Here is a 24519-nt window from a genome sequence, read left to right as displayed (position 1 = left end):
TTTGTCGCCACGAGTAGATTTCAGTAAGCCTCTGCTGGAGACAGATAGATTCTGTTACTTAGTTCGGATTCTGATACACTACGCGCCCATTTCTTCGTTGAGACGTTTGTATGCCATTTTCTAAGCTTGGTTTAAGTGCTTCTATCACAGATGCTGTGAAGGCGCTGGGTTACGAAAAACCGACTTCTATCCAACAAAAAGCCATTCCTATTGTTCTGCGTGGTAGCAACCTAATTGCCGCAGCACAAACGGGTACAGGTAAAACTGCCAGCTTTGTATTACCAATCTTAGAAAAACTGAGCCACGGCGAAACGCAACGTAAAAAGCGTGCACGTGCGATCATCCTAACGCCAACGCGCGAATTGGCTCTTCAGGTTCATCAGAGCATTGAAGCGTATGGCAAAAATCTACCATTGCGTTCTATGGCGATGTTCGGTGGTGTGGATTACGCACCGCAAAAACAAGCGTTGATTGAAGGCGTAGACATTGTCGTAAGTACTCCAGGTCGTTTGATTGATCTTTACGGTCAGCGTGCTATTCACTTTGATGAAGTGGAAATGCTGGTCCTAGATGAAGCTGACAAAATGTTGGATATGGGCTTTATTGATTCGATTGATAAGATCATCGATTGCATGCCGGAAGATATTCAAAGCTTGCTGTTCTCCGCGACCTTATCTAACCCAGTTCGTGATTTGGCAAAGAATGCAATTGTTGACCCTGAAGAAATCACCATTGCAAAACACAGCGCATCTAAGTCAAACATTAAGCAATGGATCACCACCGTTGATAAAGACATGAAATCCTCACTACTGAGCCACATGTTGAATAAGAACGACTGGTCGCAAGTGTTGGTGTTCATCGAGACAAAACATGGCGCAGCGAAACTGGTTACTCAATTAGAGAAGCGTGGCATTGTGGCTGAAGCTTTCCACAGTGGTCGTAACCAACGTGTTCGCCAAGAACTGATTGAGAAGTTCAAAGCCGGTGAAATCCAATACTTAGTGGCAACGGGTGTGGCGGCACGTGGTATCGATATTGATAACTTGCCTGTCGTGATTAACTACGATCTACCTTACCCAGCAGATGAATATGTACACCGCATTGGTCGTACTGGTCGTGCTGGTGCAGAGGGCGAGGCGATTTCACTGGTATCGAAAGACGATTTCAAAAACCTGTGCATGATCGAAAGCCGCCTTGGTCATTTGCTAGAGCGTGTAGAAATTGAAGGATTTGCACCTAGAAAACCTGTGCCAATTTCGATTCTGAACTACGTACCGAAGAACAAGCGTAAACCGCAAGATCAGCGTCCACGTCGTGAAAATGGTGATAAACGTAACGCTAAATAACGTTTGATAGCTCTTTTCTACATGATAAGCCGCACCTCGATGCGGCTTATTTTTTACTTTTTTCTTTTCTCTCTGGCTTTTTGTTCAACGTGGTCTCAGTTTTCTTTCTTTATTTGATAGCGAAAACCATGCACAGATGAAGTGTGAAGCATGTAGTTATTCTTTTGATTTAATTGCTAATAATTAGGAAAACTCGTTCAATGTGTCTTACGCTTTGGTTAGATCTTGCGCGAAGGTTTGAGTTAGGGTTTTGTCAATTTTTTGTCGTCATGTTTGCAGATGGTGAGGAATAGGCGCAGACTTTCGCGCCTGCTATTCAACGCATAAATGAGGCACGAATGAAAACTGGTGATAAGCAATTTGCTGTAATTGGTCTAGGTCGTTTCGGCTTGGCCGTTTGTAAAGAACTGCAGGATTCAGGTTCACAAGTTTTGGCGGTAGACATTAACGAAGACCGAGTGAAAGAAGCGGCGGGATTTGTTAGCCAAGCCATCGTAGCGAACTGTACTCATGAAGAGACAGTCGCAGAACTCAAGCTTGATGATTATGACATGGTCATGATTGCTATCGGTGCAGACGTCAATGCCAGCATCCTCGCAACACTTATCGCAAAAGAAGCGGGTGTGAAATCGGTTTGGGTAAAAGCGAATGATCGCTTCCAAGCACGTGTTCTACAAAAAATCGGTGCAGACCACGTCATCATGCCAGAGCGTGATATGGGTATTCGTGTGGCGCGTAAGATGCTGGACAAACGTGTGTTGGAGTTTCATCCACTAGGCAGTGGCTTAGCCATGACAGAGTTTGTGATTGGCTCTCGTTGGATGGGCAAAACACTTGGTGATTTAGCCTTATGTAAGGTGGAAGGTGTACAAGTGCTTGGCTTTAAACGCGGTCCAGAAATCACCAAAGCACCGGATCTCAATTCAACGCTGGAGATCGGCGATCTCATCATTGTTGTGGGACCCCAAGACAAACTTGCGAGCAAGTTGAAATCACTATGAAGCAATTTCATCAGAGAGGCGTGTTTTACGCCCCAGATGGCAAACGAGATAAAGCGAAAGGTGGCGAACCGCGCATTATATTGCTGAGCTTTCTCGGTGTGTTATTGCCTTCTGCTGTTTTGCTGACCTTGCCGGTTTTTTCTGTAACCGGGCTTTCTATCACTGACGCTTTGTTCACCGCGACTTCGGCTATCAGTGTAACGGGGCTTGGTGTCGTAGATACCGGGCAGCACTTTACCTTGGCGGGTAAAGTGCTATTGATGTTCTTAATGCAAATTGGTGGGCTAGGGCAGATGACGCTGTCTGCGGTGCTGCTGTATATGTTTGGTGTTCGTTTGAGTTTGCGTCAACAAGCACTTGCGAAAGATGCATTAGGGCAAGATCGCCAAGTCAACTTACGTAAATTGGTCAAGAAAATCGTTGTCTTTGCTCTGATTGCTGAGACCATTGGATTTATCTTCCTCTCTTTCCGCTGGGTGCCAGAAATGGGCTGGCAAACAGGCATGTTTTATGCGCTGTTTCATTCTATTTCAGCATTCAATAACGCAGGATTTGCGTTGTTCTCCGATAGTATGATGAGCTTTGTTAACGACCCGGTGGTGATTTTCACCCTAGCGGGTTTGTTTATCTTCGGTGGCTTGGGCTTCACCGTGATCGGTGATTTATGGCTGCATTGGCGTAAAGGCTTTCACTTTTTGCATCTGCACACCAAAATCATGTTGATCGCGACACCTGCATTGCTTGGTGTCGGTACTATTTTGTTTTGGCTACTGGAAAGACATAACCCAAATACCATGGCGTCTTTGCCTGTTACGGGGCAATGGTTAGCGGCTTTCTTCCAATCGGCAAGTGCACGTACCGCTGGGTTTAACAGCGTAGATTTGGCTCAGTTTACCCAACCTGCTTTGTTAGTGATGATCGTACTGATGTTGATTGGTGCGGGCTCAACCTCTACAGGTGGGGGTATTAAAGTGTCGACTTTTGCAGTGGCATTTATGGCGACATGGGCGTTCTTGCGCCAGAAAAAGCATGTTGTGATCTTTAAACGCACGGTGAATTGGCAAACCGTAACCAAGTCATTAGCGATTATCGTGGTAAGTGGCGCTATCCTCACCACTGCGATGTTTTTGTTGATGATTACTGAGAAAGCCGCGTTTGATAAGGTAATGTTTGAAACCATTTCTGCCTTTGCGACGGTAGGTTTGACGGCTGGATTGACAGCAGAACTGTCGGAACCAGGTAAGTACATCATGATCGTTGTGATGATCATCGGTCGTATTGGTCCATTGACACTAGCCTACATGCTGGCGCGACCAGAACCGACATTAATTAAATACCCAGAAGATAACGTTTTAACAGGTTAATTGCATTTTAATCTTTTAATATTAATAGCTTACGCGAGAGTTTTGATTATTCGGCTCTCGCGTTTTTTATAAAATTAGTGAGCGAATGCAAATAATTTCGATCTACTCCTGTCACAGCATTTCATTCCTTCTCGATTTCTGTACTATTTCATAGCTCCACTATATATAACTTGTTGTAATCATTTGCATATGAGATGCATGGCTTACACATCGAACTCATGGAGCCGTAGTTTGAAGTTAAAGACTCTCGCACTCACCATGTTGACCGCGCTGATTTCTGGTCACAGCATGGCAACCACACCCCCATCTCCTATTTGGCAACCCGTGACTCTCAGTGATGGGACGGTCAGTGAAATTCTGGTTCGCGGTACCGCTAGTTTCTACTGGCATGAAGATAAGCAAGGAAATGCATTAATCAAAGACGGTGATACTTGGTTTTTTGCTGAGATCAAGCGAGAAGCGGATCAGCCGCTACTTGTCTCGACTGGAGTAGAAAAAACACAATCTGCAATCGCTCCACAAGTATCGAAAAACCGCCCTGATGTACTATTAAAACCTTCTCTTTCTTCTTTGAGAACACTAGAACCCCAAGCTCGTGCAAACTTGATGCGCCAAGCTCAGCAAGGATACCGAGCAATGAGTTCATCGAGTGTGGTTCAACAGCCTTTGCTGGTGGTTGAGGTGTCGTTTAATAACCAGACTATGGTTAACGATTTTCAACAGTTGGTGTTTGGCGAAAATCGTCAAAGCGTGGTGGATTATTATGACAAGAACTCACATGGGAAGTATCGCGTCGTACCAGCGAAGGAAAGCTATGGCACTGCGGATGATGGCGTTATTAGTGTCACGGTGAACCAAAACCATCCTAACTGTAGCACCAAAACCAGCGGTGATGCTTGTAATACCAAGCTTAAGGCGGTTTTTTCTGAGGCGTACCAAAAGCTAGACCAATACATCAACTTAGCTCAATACGACACCGACAGCAGCGGTCGTGTCGAACCAACAGAGCTCTCGGTTATGTTTGTTTTTGCTGGTGGGGACTTGGCGGCAAACCAGCTAGATCGTCCTTCTATATGGCCGCACAAATACTCACATGATGCGGTGTCAATCGACGGAACTACCATCAGAGACTACTGTGTGTTTGCTGACTTTCAGCAGACGCATCAATCCACATTGGGGGTGATCGTCCATGAACTTGGTCACCTGATGCTTGGGTTACCGGATTTGTACTCTTACAACAGCGATGCATCTATTGGCCAGTGGGGCGTGATGGGGGGTGGTTCTTGGGCGAAGAAAGAAGGCGACCGTTATGCTGGAGATACACCGGTCAACATGAGTGCTTGGAGTAAGCATGCTGCGGGCTTTGTACTGCCGGACATTGCGCAATCCAGCGATGAATCTGCTTCGGTTGAAAATGGGCAAGTGAAGCTCGTTTATCTTGATCCATATCTTAAAGAGTTCGGTCCTCGTATCTACCTTGAGAATAGACGGTTTGAAGGGTACGACCGAGCATTGGTATCAGAAGGGGTGTTGGCAACGTCGGTGAATATCTTAAATCGATTCAACGATGTCGGTGATATGCAGGTGCAGATCATGCAAGCTGACGGACGCAAACAATTGGAAGCCGGTTTTCCTAGCGACGATCGAGATCTTTATCCAAATGGTGGCACGAGCATTTCTGACGATTCCAACCCTAGTTTGACCGGCATAGCAGGCTTTAACACGGGTGTTCGTATCTCAAATATCTCAAGTGAATCAAACTCGGCAACGTTTTCACTAACCATGCCAAGTGAACCAAACAAGTCGGCGTGGCAAAACTCGTTCCATCGAGGATATGTTTACCCAAGCTCTGATGACGCTTTGGCTGTCTCTTTGGATCTTAAAGTGGCTTCAGAATTGGATGGCTTGCAACTTTATGTGACACCTAATGACAATGCTGGGGTGATGAACTACAAGGTATGGCGTTTCCCACATCCTGGATTTGAATCGTTCAGTTTGCAGTTCGATCAAAATGAGGCGCAGCTTCTGCAGGCAGGCTCACTTCGTAGCAGCACTCGTATTCTGTTTGAACAACCAAGTCGCATAACGGCAGGTAAGCATTTGCTTGTGGTTGAAATTGAGAACGGGCGTTTTGAATCTAACTATAACTTTAGAAGCACCTTAGCGACGGAACAAGAAACAGTGCCAACGATTTGGGCAGGAGATCGTGAACGTATTTACTCTTCAGGTTTAATGCGTCAAAACTTCTCTTACATTCCTTTTGGCGCGCTGTTTGATATTGATTCAAGCAATATCGTAGAGGCTAAAACGGACACGGTGACGACGGACAAAAACGTGCCTGTAACGCTTGCGCTTATGTCGAATGACTTTATTGCCCCTGGCTATCAATTCAATGTGGAATACACTCAACAACCTACGCATGGCACATTGAGCGGCACCCAATACACACCTAAAGAAAACTTCGTGGGTAATGACAGTTTCCAATATCGTCTTGTTTCTTCAGATGGCGCACTGAAATCGCTGCCAGTGGCGGTGCAAGTGCGTGTGAATGGTCAAAATGAAGCGCCAACAGCCAATGCCGAAGTTGATTCCAGTAGCATGACAGCGAACGGGCAAGGCAGCTTGTCAGCTTCTTCAAGCTCTGACCCTGATGGTGATGCACTTAACTATAGATGGCAGCAAACGACGGGTACTAAAGCCATTATTTCAGATGCGAATAGTGTGAACGCGAAGTTTACTGTGGCGCAAGGAACGAAGGCGGGCGAGACGCTTACCTTCCAAGTGAGGGTCACGGACCCTAGCGGTTTGTCTGCAACCGCGACGGTTAGTGTTGATGTTGAGAACACGCCGCCGGTTACTAATCAAGATAGCGCCAGTGTTGAGTCTGGAAAGAGCATTATGATCAACGTGCTCGCCAATGATTCAGATTTCAATGAAGATCGCTTAGTGTTGCAGAGCGTGAGTAATCCATCCGGCGTGGGAACGGCAAGTGTGGTGGATGGAAAGATCCAATACCAAGCACCTCAAGATCAAGTGACGAATGTTCAACTGGAATACACCGTGTCGGATGGGAATGGTGGCTTGGCGACTGGCTCAGTGAATGTGTCAGTGGTGGCTTCGGTAAGCAGCTTAAGTTTTGACAATTCGGATAGTGGCGGTGGTGCTTTGTCTTACTGGGCACTATTGTTATTAGGGCTGTTTGGCTGGCGTCGTCGCGAGCAATAAGCGTCTCTTGTTCATTCATTAAAGCCACTCAGCCGAGTGGCTTTTTTATTTCTTTAGTTGTCTCGTCCCGTAGTACAGTGACGCGTTGTGAAGTCATCTCATGTTGGTCTGTCGTTATCGGTATTTCGTAAATACCCATGAATAATTCGTGGCTGAAGAGAAACCTGTTCAGCGCTTATACTCACGTTTAGGAAGTCGTTTTATTAAGGAACTACTATGTCCATCTGGGAAGGTGTTAATTTCACCCATCGCTTCAGTGACCTGCCATCTGCGTTTTTCACTTATGTCACGCCACAGCCTTTAGATAACACACGTTGGGTTGTTTGGAACGGAGAATTAGCGAAGCAATTTGGCTTACCAGAAAGCGCGAATGAAGAGTTGTTGAATGTGTTTGCAGGGCAAAACGAATTTGCATCATTTGCTCCTTTGGCAATGAAGTACGCAGGGCATCAATTTGGCGTGTACAACCCGGATTTAGGTGACGGTCGCGGGTTGTTACTGGCTGAGATGCAACACCAAAATGGCACTTGGTTTGATATTCACCTCAAAGGAGCAGGGCTTACGCCGTACTCACGGATGGGGGATGGTCGGGCAGTATTGCGCTCTACGATCCGCGAATATCTGTGCAGTGAAGCCATGGCCGGGTTAGGCATTCCTACGACCAGAGCGCTTGGCATGATGGACAGCGATACGCCTGTTTACCGTGAGAAGATGGAATATGGCGCGCTACTGATTCGAATCGCTGAAACGCACATTCGCTTCGGTCACTTTGAGCATTTTTTCTACACCAACCAACTTAGTGAGCAAAAGTACCTCGCTGATAAAGTCATCGAGTGGTATTTCCCAGATTGTTTAGAAGTGGAGAAACCATATGCTGCCATGTTCGAGACCATCGTGGAGAAAACCTCAGTGATGATTGCGTACTGGCAAGCCTATGGTTTTGCCCACGGTGTGATGAATACCGACAACATGTCGATACTTGGGCAAACTTTTGATTATGGACCGTTTGGCTTCCTCGACGACTATGATCCTAATTACATCTGCAACCATTCGGACTACCAAGGGCGGTATGCCTTTGAACAGCAACCACGTATCGCTCTTTGGAACCTTTCGGCTTTAGCACATTCTTTGTCAGCGCTTGTGCAGCGGGAAGATCTGGAGGCAGCACTAGGAAAGTTTGAAATGCGCCTTAGCCAGAAGTTCAGTGAATTGATGCGCGCCAAGCTCGGTCTTTTGACCAAAATAGAAGAAGACGGACGCTTGTTCGAAGCCATGTTTGAACTGTTGAACCAAAACAAAACGGACTACACGCGATTCTTCCGTGAGTTGTCTAACTTAGACGTTAACTCGTCCCAAGCTGTGATTGATTTGTTTATTGATCGAGAAGCTGCAAGTGCATGGGTAGACTTATATCTTGCCCGCTGTGAGTTGGAAGTGGACGAGCGCGGTGAGTGCGTATCAGCAGAAACTCGCTGTGAAAAGATGCGTCGAGCGAATCCAAAATACATCTTGCGTAACTACCTAGCTCAACTTGCCATTGATAAGGCAGAGGAAGGAGACTTCAGTGAAGTAAGCCGTCTGGCTGAATTGCTCAAGCGTCCTTATGACGAGCAGCCAGAGTTGGACGACTACGCCAAACTGCCTCCAGAGTGGGGGAAAAAGATGGAAATTAGCTGCTCTTCTTAAATGTGTCATTCTCCACCCATCATGCAGATTAGCATGGGTGGATTTAACCCCTTTTTGCTCTGGCTAACTTTTGGATTTAATTTAACTCATTGATTTTAAATTTATAATTGAGTTGGTCTACAACTTGCTCCTTGTTGAACATCTGTACCCATCACCCTCTGCCCGTTTGGTATTCATGGAAAGGATGGGATGTGATTCAACAAGGAGAATAATAATGTTCAAGCCTCTAACCCTTTTGTCTGTATCTGCTCTAGCCATCACCAGCTTTAATGCTGCTGCAAACTGTGACCCTGGTGAAACCGTGATCAAGTTCAGTCACGTAACGAACACAGATAAACACCCTAAAGGCATTGCTGCCTCGCTACTGGAAAAGCGTGTAAATGAAGAGATGAACGGCAAAGTTTGCATGCAGGTCTTCCCTAACTCGACGCTTTACGACGACAACAAGGTGCTTGAAGCTCTGCTTAATGGTGATGTTCAACTCGCTGCCCCTTCTCTTTCTAAGTTTGAGAAATTCACCAAGAAGTACCGCATCTTCGACCTTCCTTTCCTTTTTGAGGATGTGGCGGCTGTCGACCGTTTCCAAAACTCGGAATCCGGTGAAAAGCTAAAAAATGCAATGAAGCGTCGTGGCTTGCAAGGTCTGGCATTTTGGCATAACGGTATGAAGCAAATGTCTGCCAACAAGCCATTGATGTTGCCTAGCGATGCGGAAGGTTTGAAGTTCCGTGTGCAAGCTTCCGACGTATTGGTGGCTCAGTTCGAACAGCTTGGTGCAAACCCTCAAAAAATGTCATTTAAAGAAGTGTATGGCGGTCTTCAAACCAAAGTTATCGATGGTCAGGAAAACACATGGTCGAACATTTACGGTAAGAAGTTCTTCGAAGTACAAGATGGCATTACTGAAACTAACCACGGCATCCTAGATTACTTAGTTGTGACATCGAACGATTTCTGGAAAAAGTTACCAGACGATCAGCGCGAACAGCTTAATACCATTATTCAAGAAGTGACGGCTCAGCGTAATGCCGAGTCAACCAAGGTGAACCTTGCTAATAAGAACAACATCATTGAAGCCGGTGGTGTGGTTCGTACTTTAACGCCTGAGCAGCGTCAAGAGTGGGTGACGGCACTGCAACCTGTGTGGAAGAAATTCGAGAAAGACATTGGTTCAGATCTTATCGATGCCGCTCTTGCTTCCAACCAATAATCAAACAGCCCAAGCTCTTTGGGCTCATAAGTAAAAAGCACTAAGCACTACGATTGGTCCTCGCGTACTCCAATATGGAGGAGGGGGACCCTTTTATCCCAATAATGACGTGATGTAATTATGGAACAGACTTTTTTTTCCAAGGCAGGACGAGTCACCGATGCGATTGAAGAAACGCTGATTGCGTTCTTTCTTGGTGCAATGACGTTGCTGACTTTTGCCAATGTTATTTTCCGCTATGTCTTTAACGACAACATCCTTTGGGCACTTGAGTTGACGGTATTCATGTTCGCATGGATGGTTTTGGTCGGTGCCTCCTACGGTGTGAAGAAGCACTTTCATATCGGTGTTGATGTCATCATTAACATGGTCCCTGAAGGCAAACGTAAGATCCTCGCACTGCTTGCTGCTGTGTGTTGTTTGGCATTTTCCATTCTACTGTTAATCGGCTCTTGGAATTACTGGTATCCGTTTGTCACTGAGCGTGCATGGTATGAAACCGACGATATTCCTATGCCTGAGATGTTTCAGTTTCTAGCGGACTGGCTCAACGAAGGGGAACGCTATGAGAAGCTTCCTCGTTTTATTCCTTACTTTGCTTTACCTCTTGGTATGGCACTTCTGACTTTTCGTTTTGTACAAATCACATGGCAGATCGCGACGGGTAAGTTAGACCGTTTGATTGCAGGTCATGAAGCAGAAGAAGAGTTGGAAGCACTTAAAGAAGAGCTGAGCGAAGCCGCTGATGCGATTCCAAACGGCTCTTCGTCATCAGATCGCAAGGAGCAATAAATCATGGATATTCTGTTGTTATTCTTGATGGTCATTGGCTTCATGTTGATTGGTGTGCCAATTGCTATCTCACTGGGTCTGTCCAGTATTCTTTTCTTATTGATGCACTCAGATGCTTCTCTTGCATCGGTAGCACAAACCTTATTTAACGCGTTTGCTGGCCACTACACCTTGTTAGCGATACCTTTCTTTATTTTGGCCTCTAGCTTTATGTCTACGGGTGGCGTTGCCAAGCGCATTATCCGCTTCGCGATTGCCATTGTAGGTTGGTTCCGCGGTGGGTTAGCGATGGCATCAGTTGTGGCTTGCATGATGTTTGCTGCACTTTCTGGCTCGTCCCCTGCGACGGTGGTTGCGATCGGTAGTATCGTTATTGCTGGTATGATCAAAAACGGTTACTCCAAAGAGTTTGCTGCAGGCGTGATCTGTAATGCGGGTACGCTGGGTATTTTGATTCCTCCTTCGATTGTGATGGTGGTGTACGCCGCTGCAACTGATGTGTCGGTTGGACGTATGTTCCTTGGTGGTGTGATTCCAGGCTTACTTGCAGGAGTGATGTTGATGATCGCCATTTACATTGCCGCACGGATCAAGAACTTACCCAAACAGCCTTTCGTGGGTTGGAAAGAAACCTTTGATGCCGCCAAAGATGCGAGCTGGGGTCTGTTGTTGGTGGTGATCATTTTGGGGGGTATCTACGGCGGTATCTTTACCCCAACAGAAGCGGCGGCAGTGGCGGCGGTGTATTCCTTCTTCATTGCCAACTTCGTTTACAAAGACATGGGTCCCTTTGCTGATAAGCAAAATAGTAAACCAGCCTTAGTTAAAGTGTTTCAGACTTTCGTTCATAAAGACACCAAACACACCTTATATGAAGCAGGCAAGCTGACCATCATGTTACTGTTTATCATTGCCAACGCTTTGATTCTTAAGCATGTGCTGACAGAAGAACGCATACCGCAAATGATCACTGAATCTATGCTGTCGGCGGGGCTAGGTCCTATTACTTTCTTGATTGTCGTGAACGTGCTGCTGTTGATTGGTGGTCAGTTTATGGAACCTTCTGGCTTGTTGATCATTGTGGCACCGCTAGTGTTCCCAATAGCGATCGCTCTGGGCATCGATCCGATTCACCTTGGCATCATGATGGTCGTTAACATGGAAATTGGCATGATTACGCCACCTGTTGGACTTAACTTGTTTGTGACTGCTGGGGTCGCCAAAATGTCGATGATGAATGTGGTTAAAGCGGCGCTACCGTGGGTGGCGGTGATGTTCTTATTCCTCATTATCGTGACGTACGTTCCTTGGGTGTCAACTTGGTTGCCAACGACGCTGATGGGACCGGAAATCATTACTAAGTAGCGGCGAGCAAGTGAACGGTAAGAGCCGAAACAGTTAAAACAAAAGAGGTGTGACGATTCACACCTCTTCGTTTATTGACTTGTAGGAAGGTCTACGAGGGTCGGGATTGACTCTGCGCTCGTAACCAAGCCACTTCTTTCTATTTTTGCGCCGATCTTCACCGGATCGCCTTTCTTCCTGATAATGCCCGTCGACCATCACGGTATCTGTGATAACGGGTATCCTGATTTTCTCTGTCATATCCATATGAACCATTAAACTCTCGTTAGTAAAAAGTATGATTCAAGTTGGATATAACAACAAACCGCAAACGGCGTTTTATTTATATAGATCTTTATCTATCTGATAGCGTTGCATTTTGTCGTACAGGGTTTTTCGAGGCACATTCAATTGTTCCATCGTTTGCTTGATACTCCCGCTGTTCTCCAGTAGAGCACTCTCTATGGCTGCTTTTTCAAACTCTGCCACTTGTTCAGAAAGGCTCGATGGGGATGTAGATGTGCACGAAGCGTCGCCTAGCTGTATCAGTTTCCCAAGTAAAACAAATCGTTCTGCCGCGTTACGTAACTCACGCACATTACCCGGCCAATCATGTGCCATTAACTGAGCCAAATCTTGTGAGGAGAGGCTAGGGGAGGTTTTCCCATAGCGTGATGCGGCAACCAGTAAAAAGTGGTGGAATAGTGCGGGAATATCTTCCTTACGCTCGCGCATCGGCGGTAAATCCAGTGTTACCACATTGAGGCGATAATAGAGGTCTTGGCGAAATGTGCCTTGTTCAGAGGCTTGCTTTAAGTCCACCTTTGTTGCTGCAATCACTCGAATATCCAATGGCAATAACTCATTGGAACCAACCCGCTCAATCACTCTTTCTTGCAAAACGCGCAGTAAACGGATTTGTGCTTGAACTGGCATAGATTCGATTTCATCCAAAAATAACGTGCCACCCTGTGCAAATTCAAACTTACCGATGCGACGACTTTCTGCTCCGGTAAACGCCCCTTTTTCGTGACCATAAAGCTCGCTTTCGATGAGGTTCTCAGGTACTGCCCCACAGTTTACCGCGACAAAGTTTTGGTTCCGACGAGAGCTTTGTTCGTGCAGAGAGCGAGCTATCAGTTCTTTACCTGTCCCCGTTTCTCCAAACAGCAATATATCCGCATCGGTGTCAGCAATGTGAGTGATGGTTTCACGTAGCAGTTGGATACTTTCGGTTTCTCCAATAATACGTGGTCCCAAGGTTTGACTGGCTTTCAGGGATTGACGCAGTTTCTCATTTTCATTCGTCAGTTTGCGTTTCTCAATTGCGCGTTTGACGGTTTCTACCAGATGCTCAGGTGCAAATGGTTTTTCAATAAAGTCATAGGCTCCTTGATGAAGAGCTTGAACTGCCATTGAAATGTCGCCGTGTCCTGTGATCATGATGACGGGTAAGTTTGGGTCGCGCTGGGTTAATGTGGTCAGTAAATCCATACCAGAAATGCCCGGCAAACAGATGTCGGTGACGACCACGCCCGAGCCTTCTCCTTGTTGCATCGCGATCAAAGCCGACTCTGCATCCGGAAAAAACTTGGCTTCTATGTCTGCCAGTTCAAAGGTTTGTTCGATCGCCAGTCTGAGATCGGCTTCGTCATCAATAAAAAACACCTGACACATAGTTCAATCCTTTTGTTATGTGGTGTGTGATGAAATAAGAGGTAAGCAAATGGAGAATCGAGCTCCGCCTTGCTCTCGATTCTGGGCGCTTAATTTGCCATTCATACCAGCTAAAATTTGTTGCGATATCGAGAGCCCTAAACCTAAGCCATTTTGCTTGGTGGTTAAAAAGGGTTCGCATAGCTGTGAAAAGGTGAACTCTCCGAGCCCCGTGCCATTATCATCGACATAAATCCATACGAGTTCGGCTTGTATATCTTTTTCGATAGACAAATGGACTTGCTTGTTTTCTTGCCCTTTGGTCGCTTCTATTGCGTTGGTCAATAAGTTCACCAGCACTTGTTCGAGTTGAATTGTGTTGATCTGCACTTCTACGTCTTGTTCTATGAGTTTGGTACTTAATGTCACTCGGGCTGATTTGAATGCCGGCTTCATCAGTTCTTTTGCGGAGGCGATAACGGGCAGAAGGTGAGTTTGTGCCAGCTCATTCCCACAGGTCTTCTTAGCAAAAGAGCGCAGCTGCTGACTGATGTTCGCCATTCTGTCGGTCAGGGCGGATATACGCGTTAAGTTATCTTCCGTCCGTTCATATTTCTCTTTGTGCAAGAAAAGCTTACCGTTTTCAGCAAAACTGCGAATGGCGGCGAGGGGATTATTGAGTTCATGACTGATGCTTGCCGACATTTGTCCCAGCACAGCAAGTTTTGCGGCTTGCACCAGCTCGTCTTGGGTAACGCGTAAGGTTTGCTCTGTCTCGATACGTTGTGCTATCTCTGCTTGCAATTCAGCGGTGCGAGCCATTACCTGATATTCCAATTTCTGATTTGCTTCTTGCTGAATGCGTTCGATTTGTCGATGCCGCTGCTGGCGATGATAAATGAGCTGCCCAACGAGAAAGAGCACAGTAAAAACAAGCGTGAGAACAAGCAAATAGCCCATAGTGAACCAGATGACAGATTGCTTAGGAGAAAGCACTCGGATAGTGAGTTTGAGGTTTTCTAAAGGTAAGGATGAAACCACTAGTGTCCCTTTGTTATAGGGGTAGCCTTGCTTCGCTTCGGTATGCGCTAAGCTCATGTCACCGACGAATCCAAGTGAGTCGATTGTGGTGTTCAAATATTGCCTGCTTGCCCACACCTCTGCTGCAGTTGGCTCTTCGAGAGGCTGCAGGCTTTTGAACAACCAGTCATTGCGACTGCTCATAAATACAATACCGTTCGGGTCACTGGCTACGAAAACGCTGTTGGGTTGTTGCCAGTTGTCCTCTATCTTACTCAGATCCATTTTAACCACGACGACGCCGATCACCCCCCCAGCATAGACAATAGGGTAAGAGTAGTAATAACCACGCTTACCCGATGTTGAACCCAGCGCGTAATATTGGCTGCGTTGCCCTGTAATCGCTTGTTTAAAATAGGGACGAAAGGCGAAGTTGCGTCCGACGAAAGAACGTTCTTTACGCCAGTTGCTTGCAGCGATCGTTGTTCCCCATTTATCTATTAAATAGGTGTCAGCCGCTTCAATGACGCCATTGACCGATTCTAAGTATCGATTGGTGATTTCAAGTTGTGCGCTGTTTTCTGGGTTAAGCAGCGCTTCGACCAAAGGTTCATCCTTAGAAAGCAGGTGTGGGATGTGGGCATATTTATCTAACTTATTTTGAATATGGCTAGAAAAGCGCTCCAACTGTGATTGATGCTTGTCGAGTAATGACTGGTAGCTATGGCTCCAAACCCAGTGACCACCGATGAACGCGCAGAGGAAATAGAAGGCGAAAAAAATCAGTATAATACGGTTTCTCTGCGACATCCCACGCTCCTTGACACCTTCCTTTTGTCACGTAAGAAAATGTTAATAGTTTGTAGAGATGAATAGGGATTTAGTTTCCAACTCTGTGGAGTAAAACAAGAGCAAGATCTCTTTTTAGGCTTTTCAATAAAAAAAGCTGTCGATTCTCTTGAAAAAGTCGCTATTGTCCCCATTCTAGATATGCTGACAGCGATGAAGCGGTGTTCAAATCGCATTTTTCGCTAATTTTGGGGTCAGTATTCGAGAATTTAGCGCAGACAATGTCCACATAGTGGCTATTGGCTCGACAGGGTAGCGACAGATCGCTAGAATGTCGCGTCTAAAAATTCTGTCCTGAGGCTAATAGGAGATACCTTTGGTGATAACACCGAAGATATCACTGATTAGTCCGATGTTGATTTTCAGCATCGATACTCGATTTTAAATTAGGTGTTCGGACAGGACACTACACAAGGATGAAGCGTGAACTCCGGAGAGTCTCGCTCATACGCTCGGACAAACCGAGCCACTTTAGAGGTTTATAAATAATGCAAGTTACTGTTGAAACGCTAGAAGGCCTAGAGCGCCGTCTAAACATTACTGTTCCAGCTGCAAACATCGAAGACGCTGTAACAGCTGAACTACGCAACATCGCTAAAAACCGTCGTTTCGATGGTTTCCGTAAGGGTAAAGTGCCTCTAAAAATGGTTGCTAAGATGTACGGCAAAGCAGTACGTCAAGACGTTCTTGGTGAAGTTATGCAACGCCACTTCATCGAAGCGATCGTAAAAGAGAAAATCAACCCAGCTGGCGCTCCAACTTTCGCTCCAGTTGAAAACAACGAAGGCGCAGACCTAGTTTTCACTGCAACTTTCGAAGTTTACCCAGAAGTTGAGCTTAAAGGTCTAGACAGCATCACTGTTGAAAAACCAACAACAGAAGTTAAAGATGCAGACGTAGAAGAGATGATCGAAACTCTACGTAAGCAACAAGCTACTTGGGCAGAAGTTGAAGAAGCTGCAGAAGCTGGTAAGCGTGTAAGCATCGATTTCGTTGGCTCTATCGACGGTGAAGAGTTCGAAGGCGGTAAAGCTGAGAACTTCCCACTAGAAATGGGCGCAGGTCGCATGATCCCAGGTTTCGAAGACGGTATCGAAGGTAAAACTAAAGGTATGGAATTCGAAATCGACGTAAACTTCCCAGAAGATTACCACGCTGAAAACCTAAAAGGTAAAGCAGCTAAGTTCGCAATCAAAGTGAACAAAGTTGAAGCTCGTGAACTACCAGAACTAAACGACGAGTTCGTTTCTAAGTTCGGTGTTGCTGAAGGTGGCGTTGAAGCACTTAAAGCTGAAGTTCGTAAGAACATGGAGCGCGAACTTAAGCAAGCTGTTAAGAACCGCATCAAAGAGCAAGCTATCGACGGTCTAGTTGAGCAAAACGAAATCGACGTACCAGCTGCACTTATCGACCAAGAAATCCAAGTTCTACGTCAACAAGCTGCACAACGCTTCGGTGGTAACCCAGAAGCAGCTGCACAGCTTCCACGTGAACTATTCGAAGAGCAAGCTAAACGTCGCGTAGTTGTAGGTCTTCTACTAGGCGAAGTAATCAAGTCTGAAGAGCTAAAAGCTGACGACGAGAAAGTGAAAGCGCTAATCGAAGAAATGGCAACTGCTTACGAAGATCCATCAGAAGTTATTGCTTACTACGAGCAAAACGAGCAAATGATGAACAACATGCGTAACGTTGCTCTAGAAGAGCAAGCTATCGACGCGATCATCGCTAAAGCACAGGTTACTGAGAAAGAAGTAAGCTTCAACGAGCTACTTAACCAACAACCTGCTGCTTAATAAGCAATATCTTGCGTAGAAGGTTGACTTAACGTCGACTATTCTGCTAACAATGGTCCGTATGATACACATCATCCGGGCCATTTATTTTAGGGACATAAGAATATGAGCTACCAAGAAAAAAACGCAATGTCGCCAATTATTGACGCGCTAGTGCCAATGGTGGTTGAACAAACTTCCCGCGGCGAACGCTCTTACGACATTTACTCACGCTTGCTTAAAGAGCGCGTGATCTTTTTAACTGGTCAAGTGGAAGACCACATGGCAAACCTTGTCGTGGCTCAGCTACTTTTCCTAGAATCTGAAAATCCAGATAAAGATATTTTCCTATACATCAACTCGCCAGGCGGCAGCGTGACTGCAGGTATGTCTATCTACGACACAATGCAGTTCATCAAACCAAATGTAAGCACAGTATGTATGGGTCAAGCTTGCTCTATGGGTGCGTTCCTGCTTGCAGGTGGTGCGCCAGGTAAGCGTTACGTTCTGCCTAATTCACGTGTGATGATCCACCAACCACTAGGTGGCTTCCAAGGTCAAGCTTCTGATATCCAAATTCATGCTCAGGAAATCCTGACTATCAAGCAGAAGCTAAACAACCTATTAGCAGAACATACTGGCCAGCCTCTTGAAGTGATTGAGCGCGATACTGATCGTGACAACTTCATGTCGGCAGATCAGGCAGTAGAATACGGTATTGTGGATGCAGTGTTGAGCCATCGCGGCGAGTAATTTAGCCAGCGCATTTTGGCTAAATTTGATATACACTCATTCATAAAGAGTAAAGGCTAAGAGGTTAGCGAATGACAGATAAAAGCAAAGAAAGCGGCAGCGGCAAATTGCTGTACTGCTCTTTCTGTGGCAAAAGTCAGCACGAAGTTCGCAAGCTAATCGCAGGTCCGTCAGTTTACATTTGCGACGAGTGTGTCGACTTATGTAACGATATCATTCGCGAAGAAATCAAGGATGTTCTCCCTAAGAAAGAATCTGAAGCGTTACCAACGCCAAAACAGATCCGTGAACACCTTGATGACTATGTGATCGGACAAGATTACGCGAAAAAAGTGCTCGCAGTTGCGGTATATAACCACTACAAGCGTTTACGCAATGGTGATACAACGAGCGAAGGTGTGGAACTTGGTAAAAGTAACATCCTTCTAATTGGTCCTACTGGTAGTGGTAAAACACTGCTTGCTGAGACACTAGCTCGATTCCTGGATGTGCCATTTACAATGGCTGACGCTACCACACTAACCGAAGCTGGTTATGTTGGTGAAGACGTTGAAAACATCATCCAGAAGCTTCTGCAAAAATGTGATTACGATGTAGCGAAGGCTGAACGCGGCATTGTATACATTGACGAAATTGACAAGATTTCTCGTAAAGCTGAAAACCCATCAATTACGCGTGACGTATCTGGTGAAGGTGTTCAGCAGGCGCTACTAAAACTTATCGAAGGCACGGTTGCATCGGTTCCACCACAAGGTGGTCGTAAGCATCCACAGCAAGAATTCCTACAAGTGGACACGTCTAAGATCCTGTTCATCTGTGGCGGTGCATTTGCTGGTCTAGATAAAGTGATTGAACAACGTGTAGCAACAGGCACAGGTATTGGTTTTGGCGCAGAAGTGCGCTCGAAGAACGAAACCAAAACCGTTGGTGAACTATTTACTCAGGTAGAACCTGAGGATCTAGTGAAGTACGGTTTGATCCCTGAGTTCATTGGTCGTCTGCCTGTAACAACAACACTGACAGAGCTTGATGAAGAAGCGCTAATTCAGATCCTATGTGAACCGAAGAATGCGTTGACCAAGCAATATGCAGCATTGTTCGAACTAGAAGACGCAGAACTTGAGTTCCGTGAAGACGCGTTGCGTGCTATCGCTAAAAAAGCGATGGAGCGTAAGACGGGTGCTCGTGGTCTACGTTCAATCTTAGAAAGCGTTCTGTTAGAAACCATGTATGAACTGCCATCAGCGACTGACGTAAGTAAAGTCGTGATTGATGAATCAGTAATTAACGGTGAATCAGAACCATTGCTCATCTACAGCAATGCCGATAATCAGGCTGCTGGAGCAGAATAAATTCAGCCATAAATAAAAAGGAGGTAAGTAATTACCTCCTTTTTTTATTTCTTTTATTGAATCCAAATAATTAGCCCCCATATACTGCCTTAAGTAATACGTTAAACGTGAAAGCGGAAGAGAGAATTATATGAACTTGGAACGTTCCGAGCGTATCGAGATCCCGGTATTACCTCTACGTGACGTAGTGGTATACCCACACATGGTTATTCCATTGTTTGTTGGTCGTGAGAAATCGATTAGCTGTCTAGAAACAGCGATGGAAACAAACAAACAAGTTCTGCTTGTGGCACAAAAGCAAGCTGACACTGACGAGCCGACGGTTGAAGACCTATTCGAAGTAGGTACAGTTGCAACCATTCTTCAACTTCTTAAGCTACCTGATGGCACAGTAAAAGTGCTCGTTGAAGGTCAGCAGCGCGCTAAAATCAACCATTTCAAAGAGAGCGAATTCTTCCTTGCTGAAGCGGAATTTGTGGTAACACCTGAGTTGGATGAGCGTGAGCAAGAAGTGATTGTTCGCAGTGCGATTAACCAATTTGAAGGCTTCATCAAACTAAACAAAAAAATCCCACCAGAAGTACTGACTTCTCTAAGCGGTATTGATGAAGCTGCGCGTCTAGCAGATACCATTGCTGCGCACATGCCTCTTAAGCTGGTGGACAAACAACAAGTACTTGAAATTATTGATGTAACTGAACGTCTAGAATTCCTAATGGGTCAGATGGAATCAGAAATCGATCTTCTTCAAGTAGAAAAGCGCATCCGCGGTCGCGTTAAGAAGCAGATGGAAAAGTCTCAGCGTGAGTACTACCTGAATGAGCAAATGAAAGCGATTCAGAAAGAACTTGGTGAGATGGAAGATGCGCCTGACGAGTTTGAAACGCTGAAGCAAAAGATTGAAGAATCGAAAATGCCTCAGGATGCACGTGAAAAGACAGAACAAGAGCTGCAAAAGCTTAAGATGATGTCTCCAATGTCGGCAGAAGCGACAGTTGTTCGCAGCTACATCGATTGGATGGTAAGCGTGCCTTGGAACAAGCGTTCTAAAGTGAAGAAGAACTTGGCGAAAGCAGAAGAGATTCTAAACGAAGACCATTACGGTCTAGAGCGTGTGAAAGAGCGTATTCTTGAGTACTTAGCGGTGCAGAACCGTATCAACAAGCTGAAAGGTCCAATCCTTTGTCTTGTAGGTCCTCCTGGTGTTGGTAAAACGTCTCTAGGTCGCTCAATTGCAGCGGCAACGGGTCGTAAATACACGCGTATGGCATTGGGTGGTGTACGTGATGAAGCGGAAATCCGTGGTCACCGTCGTACTTACATCGGCTCTCTGCCGGGTAAGCTAATTCAGAAAATGTCGAAAGTTGGTGTGAAAAACCCGCTGTTCCTTCTGGATGAAATCGACAAAATGTCTTCAGATATGCGTGGTGACCCATCATCAGCACTATTAGAAGTTCTAGACCCAGAGCAAAACAATGCGTTTAACGATCACTACCTAGAGGTAGATTACGATCTTTCTGACGTTATGTTCGTTGCTACATCGAACTCGATGGACATTCCTGGACCGCTATTGGATCGTATGGAAGTGATTCGTCTTTCTGGCTACACAGAAGACGAGAAACTAAACATTGCAAAACGCCACCTTGTTGATAAGCAAGTTAAGCGTAATGGTCTGAAACCAAACGAGATTACCATCGAAGATTCTGCAATCATCGGTATCATTCGTTACTACACGCGTGAAGCGGGTGTACGTAGCCTAGAGCGTGAAATTTCTAAGATCTGTCGTAAAGCAGTGAAGAACATCCTGCTTGATTCAAGCTTGAAGTCAGTGACAGTTACGATGGATAACCTGAAAGAATACCTAGGTGTTCAACGTCATGACTTTGGTAAGGCAGATGACAGCAACCGTATTGGTCAAGTAACTGGTCTCGCTTGGACTCAAGTGGGCGGCGATCTACTGACTATCGAAACGGAAGCGATGCCAGGTAAAGGTAAGTTGACGCAGACAGGTTCTCTTGGCGACGTAATGAAAGAGTCTATCCAAGCGGCGATGACGGTTGTACGTTCACGTGCTGAGAAGTTGGGTATTAACTCAGACTTCTACGAGAAACGTGATATTCACGTACACGTACCAGAGGGTGCGACACCAAAAGACGGTCCAAGTGCGGGTATCGCAATGTGTACTGCGCTAGTTTCTAGCTTGACAGGTAACCCTGTGAAAGCAGAAGTGGGTATGACGGGTGAAATCACTCTACGTGGTGAAGTTCTACCTATCGGCGGTCTAAAAGAGAAGTTACTTGCGGCACACCGTGGCGGCATCAAAACGGTACTGATTCCGAAAGACAATGAGCGTGATTTGGAAGAGATTCCAGAAAATGTTATCGCGGATCTGAAGGTTATCCCGGTACAGTGGATCGACGAAGTTCTTAAAGTTGCACTTGAGCGAGACCCGACGGGCGTTGAGTTTCAGTCTCAAAAATAGTGATGTGTAGCAAAAATAAGTAAAACTTTACGCTGATAGGCTTAAAAAGGCTTGTCAGCGTTTTTTTTGGACGCTAAGTTAAGTTCGATAGCTTCCAGCCCTTGAAGGATAAGGGTTGAAGCATATTTTTTTAATTATGGAACGAAAGTCATCACAAAAATAATCACAGATGACACAAAGGGGAAATCACAGTGAATAAAACTCAACTAGTAGAACAAATCGCAGAAAACGCAGACATCTCTAAAGCATCAGCTGGTCGCGCTCTAGACGCATTCATCGAAGCAGTTAGTGGTACGCTTCAGTCTGGTGACCAAGTTGCTCTTGTTGGCTTCGGTACATTCAGCGTACGTACTCGTGCAGCACGCACAGGTCGTAACCCAAAAACTGGTGAAGAAATCCAAATCGCAGAAGCTAAAGTACCTTCTTTCAAAGCTGGTAAAGCTCTAAAAGACGCTTGTAACTAATTTTTTGTGTCGAAGACACAAGAGCTGGTTCAGCTAACGGCCATTGCATAACTTTTGTCCAAACAGTCAGATTTGAACAAAAATTTACAAACTAAGAGCCGAACTTTCTTAAATTATGCGCATCCTACTGATGCGCATTTCTTTTTCTGATATTATCGCGACATTACATTTTCTATTAGAAGCAGTCGGCTTCAATTGTGGAGAGCAGTTAAATTATGATGGATCGACTACGCGAAGGCGTGAACAGCATCGCGGTCAAAATTATCCTTGGACTTATCATCCTTTCTTTCGTTTTTGCTGGTGTAGGTAGCTACATTGTTGGCGGTAACAACAACGCGGCAGCGAAAGTAGGGAACACCGAGATTGCTCGTGGTGAGTTTGAGATGGCATACCAAAATGAGCGTAACCGCATGCAAGCTCAATTGGGTGATTACTTCTCTCAAATGCTGGCTGACCCTGCATACGTTGAATCGTTCCGCAAATCTGTTCTAGACCGCATGATCAACGATGTGCTACTTGACCAACAAGCTGAAGCTCTAGGTCTACGCATTAGCGATGCACAAGTTCGCAGCATGATTCTAGACATGCCTCAGTTCCAATCTAACGGTAAATTCGACCAAGAGATCTACCAAGCGTCTCTGCGTCGCGCAGGCTTCTCTCCAGACTCATTCGCAGAGTACATGCGCCGTGAATTGGTTCGTGAGCAACTGCTGAACGCACTGCAAACAAGTGAATTCACGCTACCTGGCGAAGTTCAGGCAGAAGGCAAGCTGTTCACTCAAACTCGTGACGTTCGCACAATCACTATCGATTTGGCTGAGTTTGCTAAGAAAGTAGATCTTACTGATGAAGAAATTCAAGAGTACTACAAAGCAAACCCAGATAACTTCACTCGTCCTGAGCAAGTTAAAGTTGCTTACATCGAGCTTTCTGCTGAAGAGCTTAAGAAGCAAATCCAAGTTTCTGACGCAGAAGTTAAGAAATACTACGACGAGCACCTAGATAAGTACTCAACAGAAGAGCAACGTCGCGTAGCACACATCCTAGTTGAAGGTGATGATGAAGCGAAAGCGCAAGCAATTCTTGAAGAGCTAAACGCAGGTGCTGATTTTGCTACACTAGCAAAAGAAAAATCGGAAGACTTTGGTAGCGCTGAAAATGGCGGTGACCTAGGCTGGATCGAACGTGATGTAATGGACCCATCTTTTGAAGAAGCGGCATTTGCACTTAAGAACCCAGGTGATATGACTGGTCTAGTGAAGTCAGATTTCGGTTACCACATCATTAAGCTTGAAGAGCTAAAAGGTGCAGTGGCGAAACCATTCTCTGAAGTTGCAGCTGAAATTAAACAAGAAATGGTAGACCAGAAAGCGGTAGATCAGTTCTATGAACTACAAAACGAACTTGAAAAAGTAGCGTTTGAATACCCAGATTCGCTAGATGACGCTTCTAAAGCGGTTGGTCAAAAAGTGAAGACGACAGACTTCATTTCTCAAGTTGATGCGCCAGAAGTTCTTAAGAACCAAGCTGTGATGCAGGCAATTATGAGCCCAGAAGTGAAAGAAGATGGTCTGAACTCTGAAGCAATCGAAGTGGCGCCTGAGCACATCATTGTTGTTCGTGTCGAAGATGCTCGTGACGAAACAGTTCTTCCACTAGCTGAAGTGAAAGATCAAGTGGTTGCAGAACTGTCTCGTGTTAAAGGCGAGCAAGGTGCGATCGAACTCGGTACGAAAGTTGTTGCTGCTCTGAAAGAAGGCAACACGGCTATTCTTGCTGAAAATGGTTTGGCGTTTGGTGAGCAAGAGTCTGTTGATCGTCGCTCTCCACTAGCAGCAACAGTATTTGCAATGGCGAAACCTGTTGATGGCAAACCAGTGTTTGGTCAATCTAAAGATCTAGAAGGCAACATTGTTGTTGTTGAGCTTGATGCTGTTCATGCTGAACTAGACAGCGCATTGGAAGAGCAAGTTGCGATGCAAATGCAACGTGCTTCTGCTCAACAAGATCTTACTTCGGTAATCTCTGTACTACGCGCAAACACTGACATTGAGTACTTTGTTGTGAGCAACTAAGCATTACTGATGTAATTTGCATGTTAACTAAAACGGGTCGCATTCGCGGCCCGTTTTATTTTTGTTTGAATAAACTTCAACATAAACAGCGCTTTGCATAGAGTAGTTTTCGTTTTAATACAAAAACT

Annotated in this window: 17 protein-coding genes and 1 pseudogene; 15 read left to right on the top strand and 3 right to left on the bottom strand. The window is 45.5% G+C overall.

Going from position 1 to position 24519, the window contains the following annotated elements; genetic code table 11:
• Positions 1–110: 110 nt before the first annotated feature.
• The 8 genes from QMY49_RS10180 to QMY49_RS10145 all read left to right on the top strand — a co-directional run bounded on the left by QMY49_RS10180 (position 111) and on the right by QMY49_RS10145 (position 11989).
• Positions 111–1346, top strand: coding sequence for a DEAD/DEAH box helicase (locus tag QMY49_RS10180; protein ID WP_283311320.1), 1236 nt, complete (start codon positions 111–113; stop codon positions 1344–1346).
• Between the two features lie 338 nt (positions 1347–1684).
• The gene (locus QMY49_RS10175) at positions 1685–2347 is read left to right on the top strand and encodes a potassium channel family protein (protein ID WP_005446558.1); all 663 of its coding nucleotides are present in this window, start codon (positions 1685–1687) and stop codon (positions 2345–2347) included.
• On the top strand, positions 2344–3711 hold the full coding sequence (locus tag QMY49_RS10170; protein WP_283311318.1) for a TrkH family potassium uptake protein: 1368 nt from the start codon (positions 2344–2346) through the stop codon (positions 3709–3711). The genes QMY49_RS10175 and QMY49_RS10170 overlap by 4 nt, the downstream gene beginning before the upstream one ends.
• 231 nt (positions 3712–3942) lie before the next feature.
• Positions 3943–6936 (top strand): M6 family metalloprotease domain-containing protein, encoded by a 2994-nt coding sequence (locus tag QMY49_RS10165; RefSeq protein ID WP_283311317.1) that lies wholly within the window; start codon positions 3943–3945, stop codon positions 6934–6936.
• 216 nt (positions 6937–7152) lie between these two features.
• Positions 7153–8622: a protein adenylyltransferase SelO gene (locus tag QMY49_RS10160; protein WP_188015328.1), complete on the top strand. Its 1470-nt coding sequence runs from the start codon at positions 7153–7155 to the stop codon at positions 8620–8622.
• 214 nt (positions 8623–8836) lie between these two features.
• Positions 8837–9832 (top strand): TRAP transporter substrate-binding protein, encoded by a 996-nt coding sequence (locus QMY49_RS10155; protein ID WP_009699389.1) that lies wholly within the window; start codon positions 8837–8839, stop codon positions 9830–9832.
• 120 nt (positions 9833–9952) lie between these two features.
• Positions 9953–10624 carry a TRAP transporter small permease gene (locus tag QMY49_RS10150; RefSeq protein WP_005446565.1) on the top strand — a complete coding sequence of 224 codons (672 nt, stop codon included), beginning with the start codon at positions 9953–9955 and terminating at the stop codon, positions 10622–10624.
• Between the two features lie 3 nt (positions 10625–10627).
• Positions 10628–11989: a TRAP transporter large permease gene (locus QMY49_RS10145; protein WP_005446567.1), complete on the top strand. Its 1362-nt coding sequence runs from the start codon at positions 10628–10630 to the stop codon at positions 11987–11989.
• Positions 11990–12046: 57 nt separating this feature from the next.
• Here QMY49_RS10145 and QMY49_RS10140 read toward each other — a convergent pair whose 3' ends face one another.
• The 3 genes from QMY49_RS10140 to QMY49_RS10130 form a co-directional block, all read right to left on the bottom strand.
• Entirely contained in the window at positions 12047–12229 is a 183-nt protein-coding gene (locus QMY49_RS10140; RefSeq protein WP_026000132.1) for a hypothetical protein, read from the bottom strand.
• 78 nt (positions 12230–12307) lie between these two features.
• Entirely contained in the window at positions 12308–13645 is a 1338-nt protein-coding gene (locus tag QMY49_RS10135; RefSeq protein ID WP_009698346.1) for a sigma-54-dependent transcriptional regulator, read from the bottom strand.
• Between the two features lie 15 nt (positions 13646–13660).
• Positions 13661–15454: a sensor histidine kinase gene (locus QMY49_RS10130; RefSeq protein WP_283311312.1), complete on the bottom strand. Its 1794-nt coding sequence runs from the start codon at positions 15452–15454 to the stop codon at positions 13661–13663.
• Between the two features lie 39 nt (positions 15455–15493).
• On the opposite strand from QMY49_RS10130, the pseudogene QMY49_RS27280 reads away from it, so the two are divergent.
• From QMY49_RS27280 to ppiD, 7 genes and pseudogenes are all read left to right on the top strand, one after another.
• Positions 15494–15679, top strand: a pseudogene (locus QMY49_RS27280) (hypothetical protein).
• 302 nt (positions 15680–15981) lie between these two features.
• Positions 15982–17286 carry a trigger factor gene (tig, locus tag QMY49_RS10125; RefSeq protein ID WP_009698344.1) on the top strand — a complete coding sequence of 435 codons (1305 nt, stop codon included), beginning with the start codon at positions 15982–15984 and terminating at the stop codon, positions 17284–17286.
• Between the two features lie 105 nt (positions 17287–17391).
• Positions 17392–18018, top strand: coding sequence for an ATP-dependent Clp endopeptidase proteolytic subunit ClpP (gene clpP, locus QMY49_RS10120; protein ID WP_005430931.1), 627 nt, complete (start codon positions 17392–17394; stop codon positions 18016–18018).
• A gap of 71 nt (positions 18019–18089) precedes the next feature.
• Positions 18090–19370 carry an ATP-dependent protease ATP-binding subunit ClpX gene (clpX, locus tag QMY49_RS10115; RefSeq protein WP_005430932.1) on the top strand — a complete coding sequence of 427 codons (1281 nt, stop codon included), beginning with the start codon at positions 18090–18092 and terminating at the stop codon, positions 19368–19370.
• 130 nt (positions 19371–19500) lie between these two features.
• On the top strand, positions 19501–21852 hold the full coding sequence (gene lon / locus QMY49_RS10110) for an endopeptidase La (protein ID WP_005446574.1): 2352 nt from the start codon (positions 19501–19503) through the stop codon (positions 21850–21852).
• A 191-nt stretch (positions 21853–22043) separates the two neighbouring features.
• The gene (locus QMY49_RS10105; RefSeq protein WP_005430934.1) at positions 22044–22316 is read left to right on the top strand and encodes an HU family DNA-binding protein; all 273 of its coding nucleotides are present in this window, start codon (positions 22044–22046) and stop codon (positions 22314–22316) included.
• Positions 22317–22531: 215 nt separating this feature from the next.
• The gene (gene ppiD, locus QMY49_RS10100) at positions 22532–24391 is read left to right on the top strand and encodes a peptidylprolyl isomerase (protein WP_049536102.1); all 1860 of its coding nucleotides are present in this window, start codon (positions 22532–22534) and stop codon (positions 24389–24391) included.
• Positions 24392–24519 lie beyond the last annotated feature (128 nt).

This window comes from Vibrio harveyi (genome assembly GCF_030060435.1).
GTDB classification, from domain to species: Bacteria; Pseudomonadota; Gammaproteobacteria; order Enterobacterales; family Vibrionaceae; genus Vibrio; species Vibrio harveyi.
Note: the sequence above shows the minus strand (reverse complement) of the source record. Positions and strands in the feature narration are given on the sequence as shown.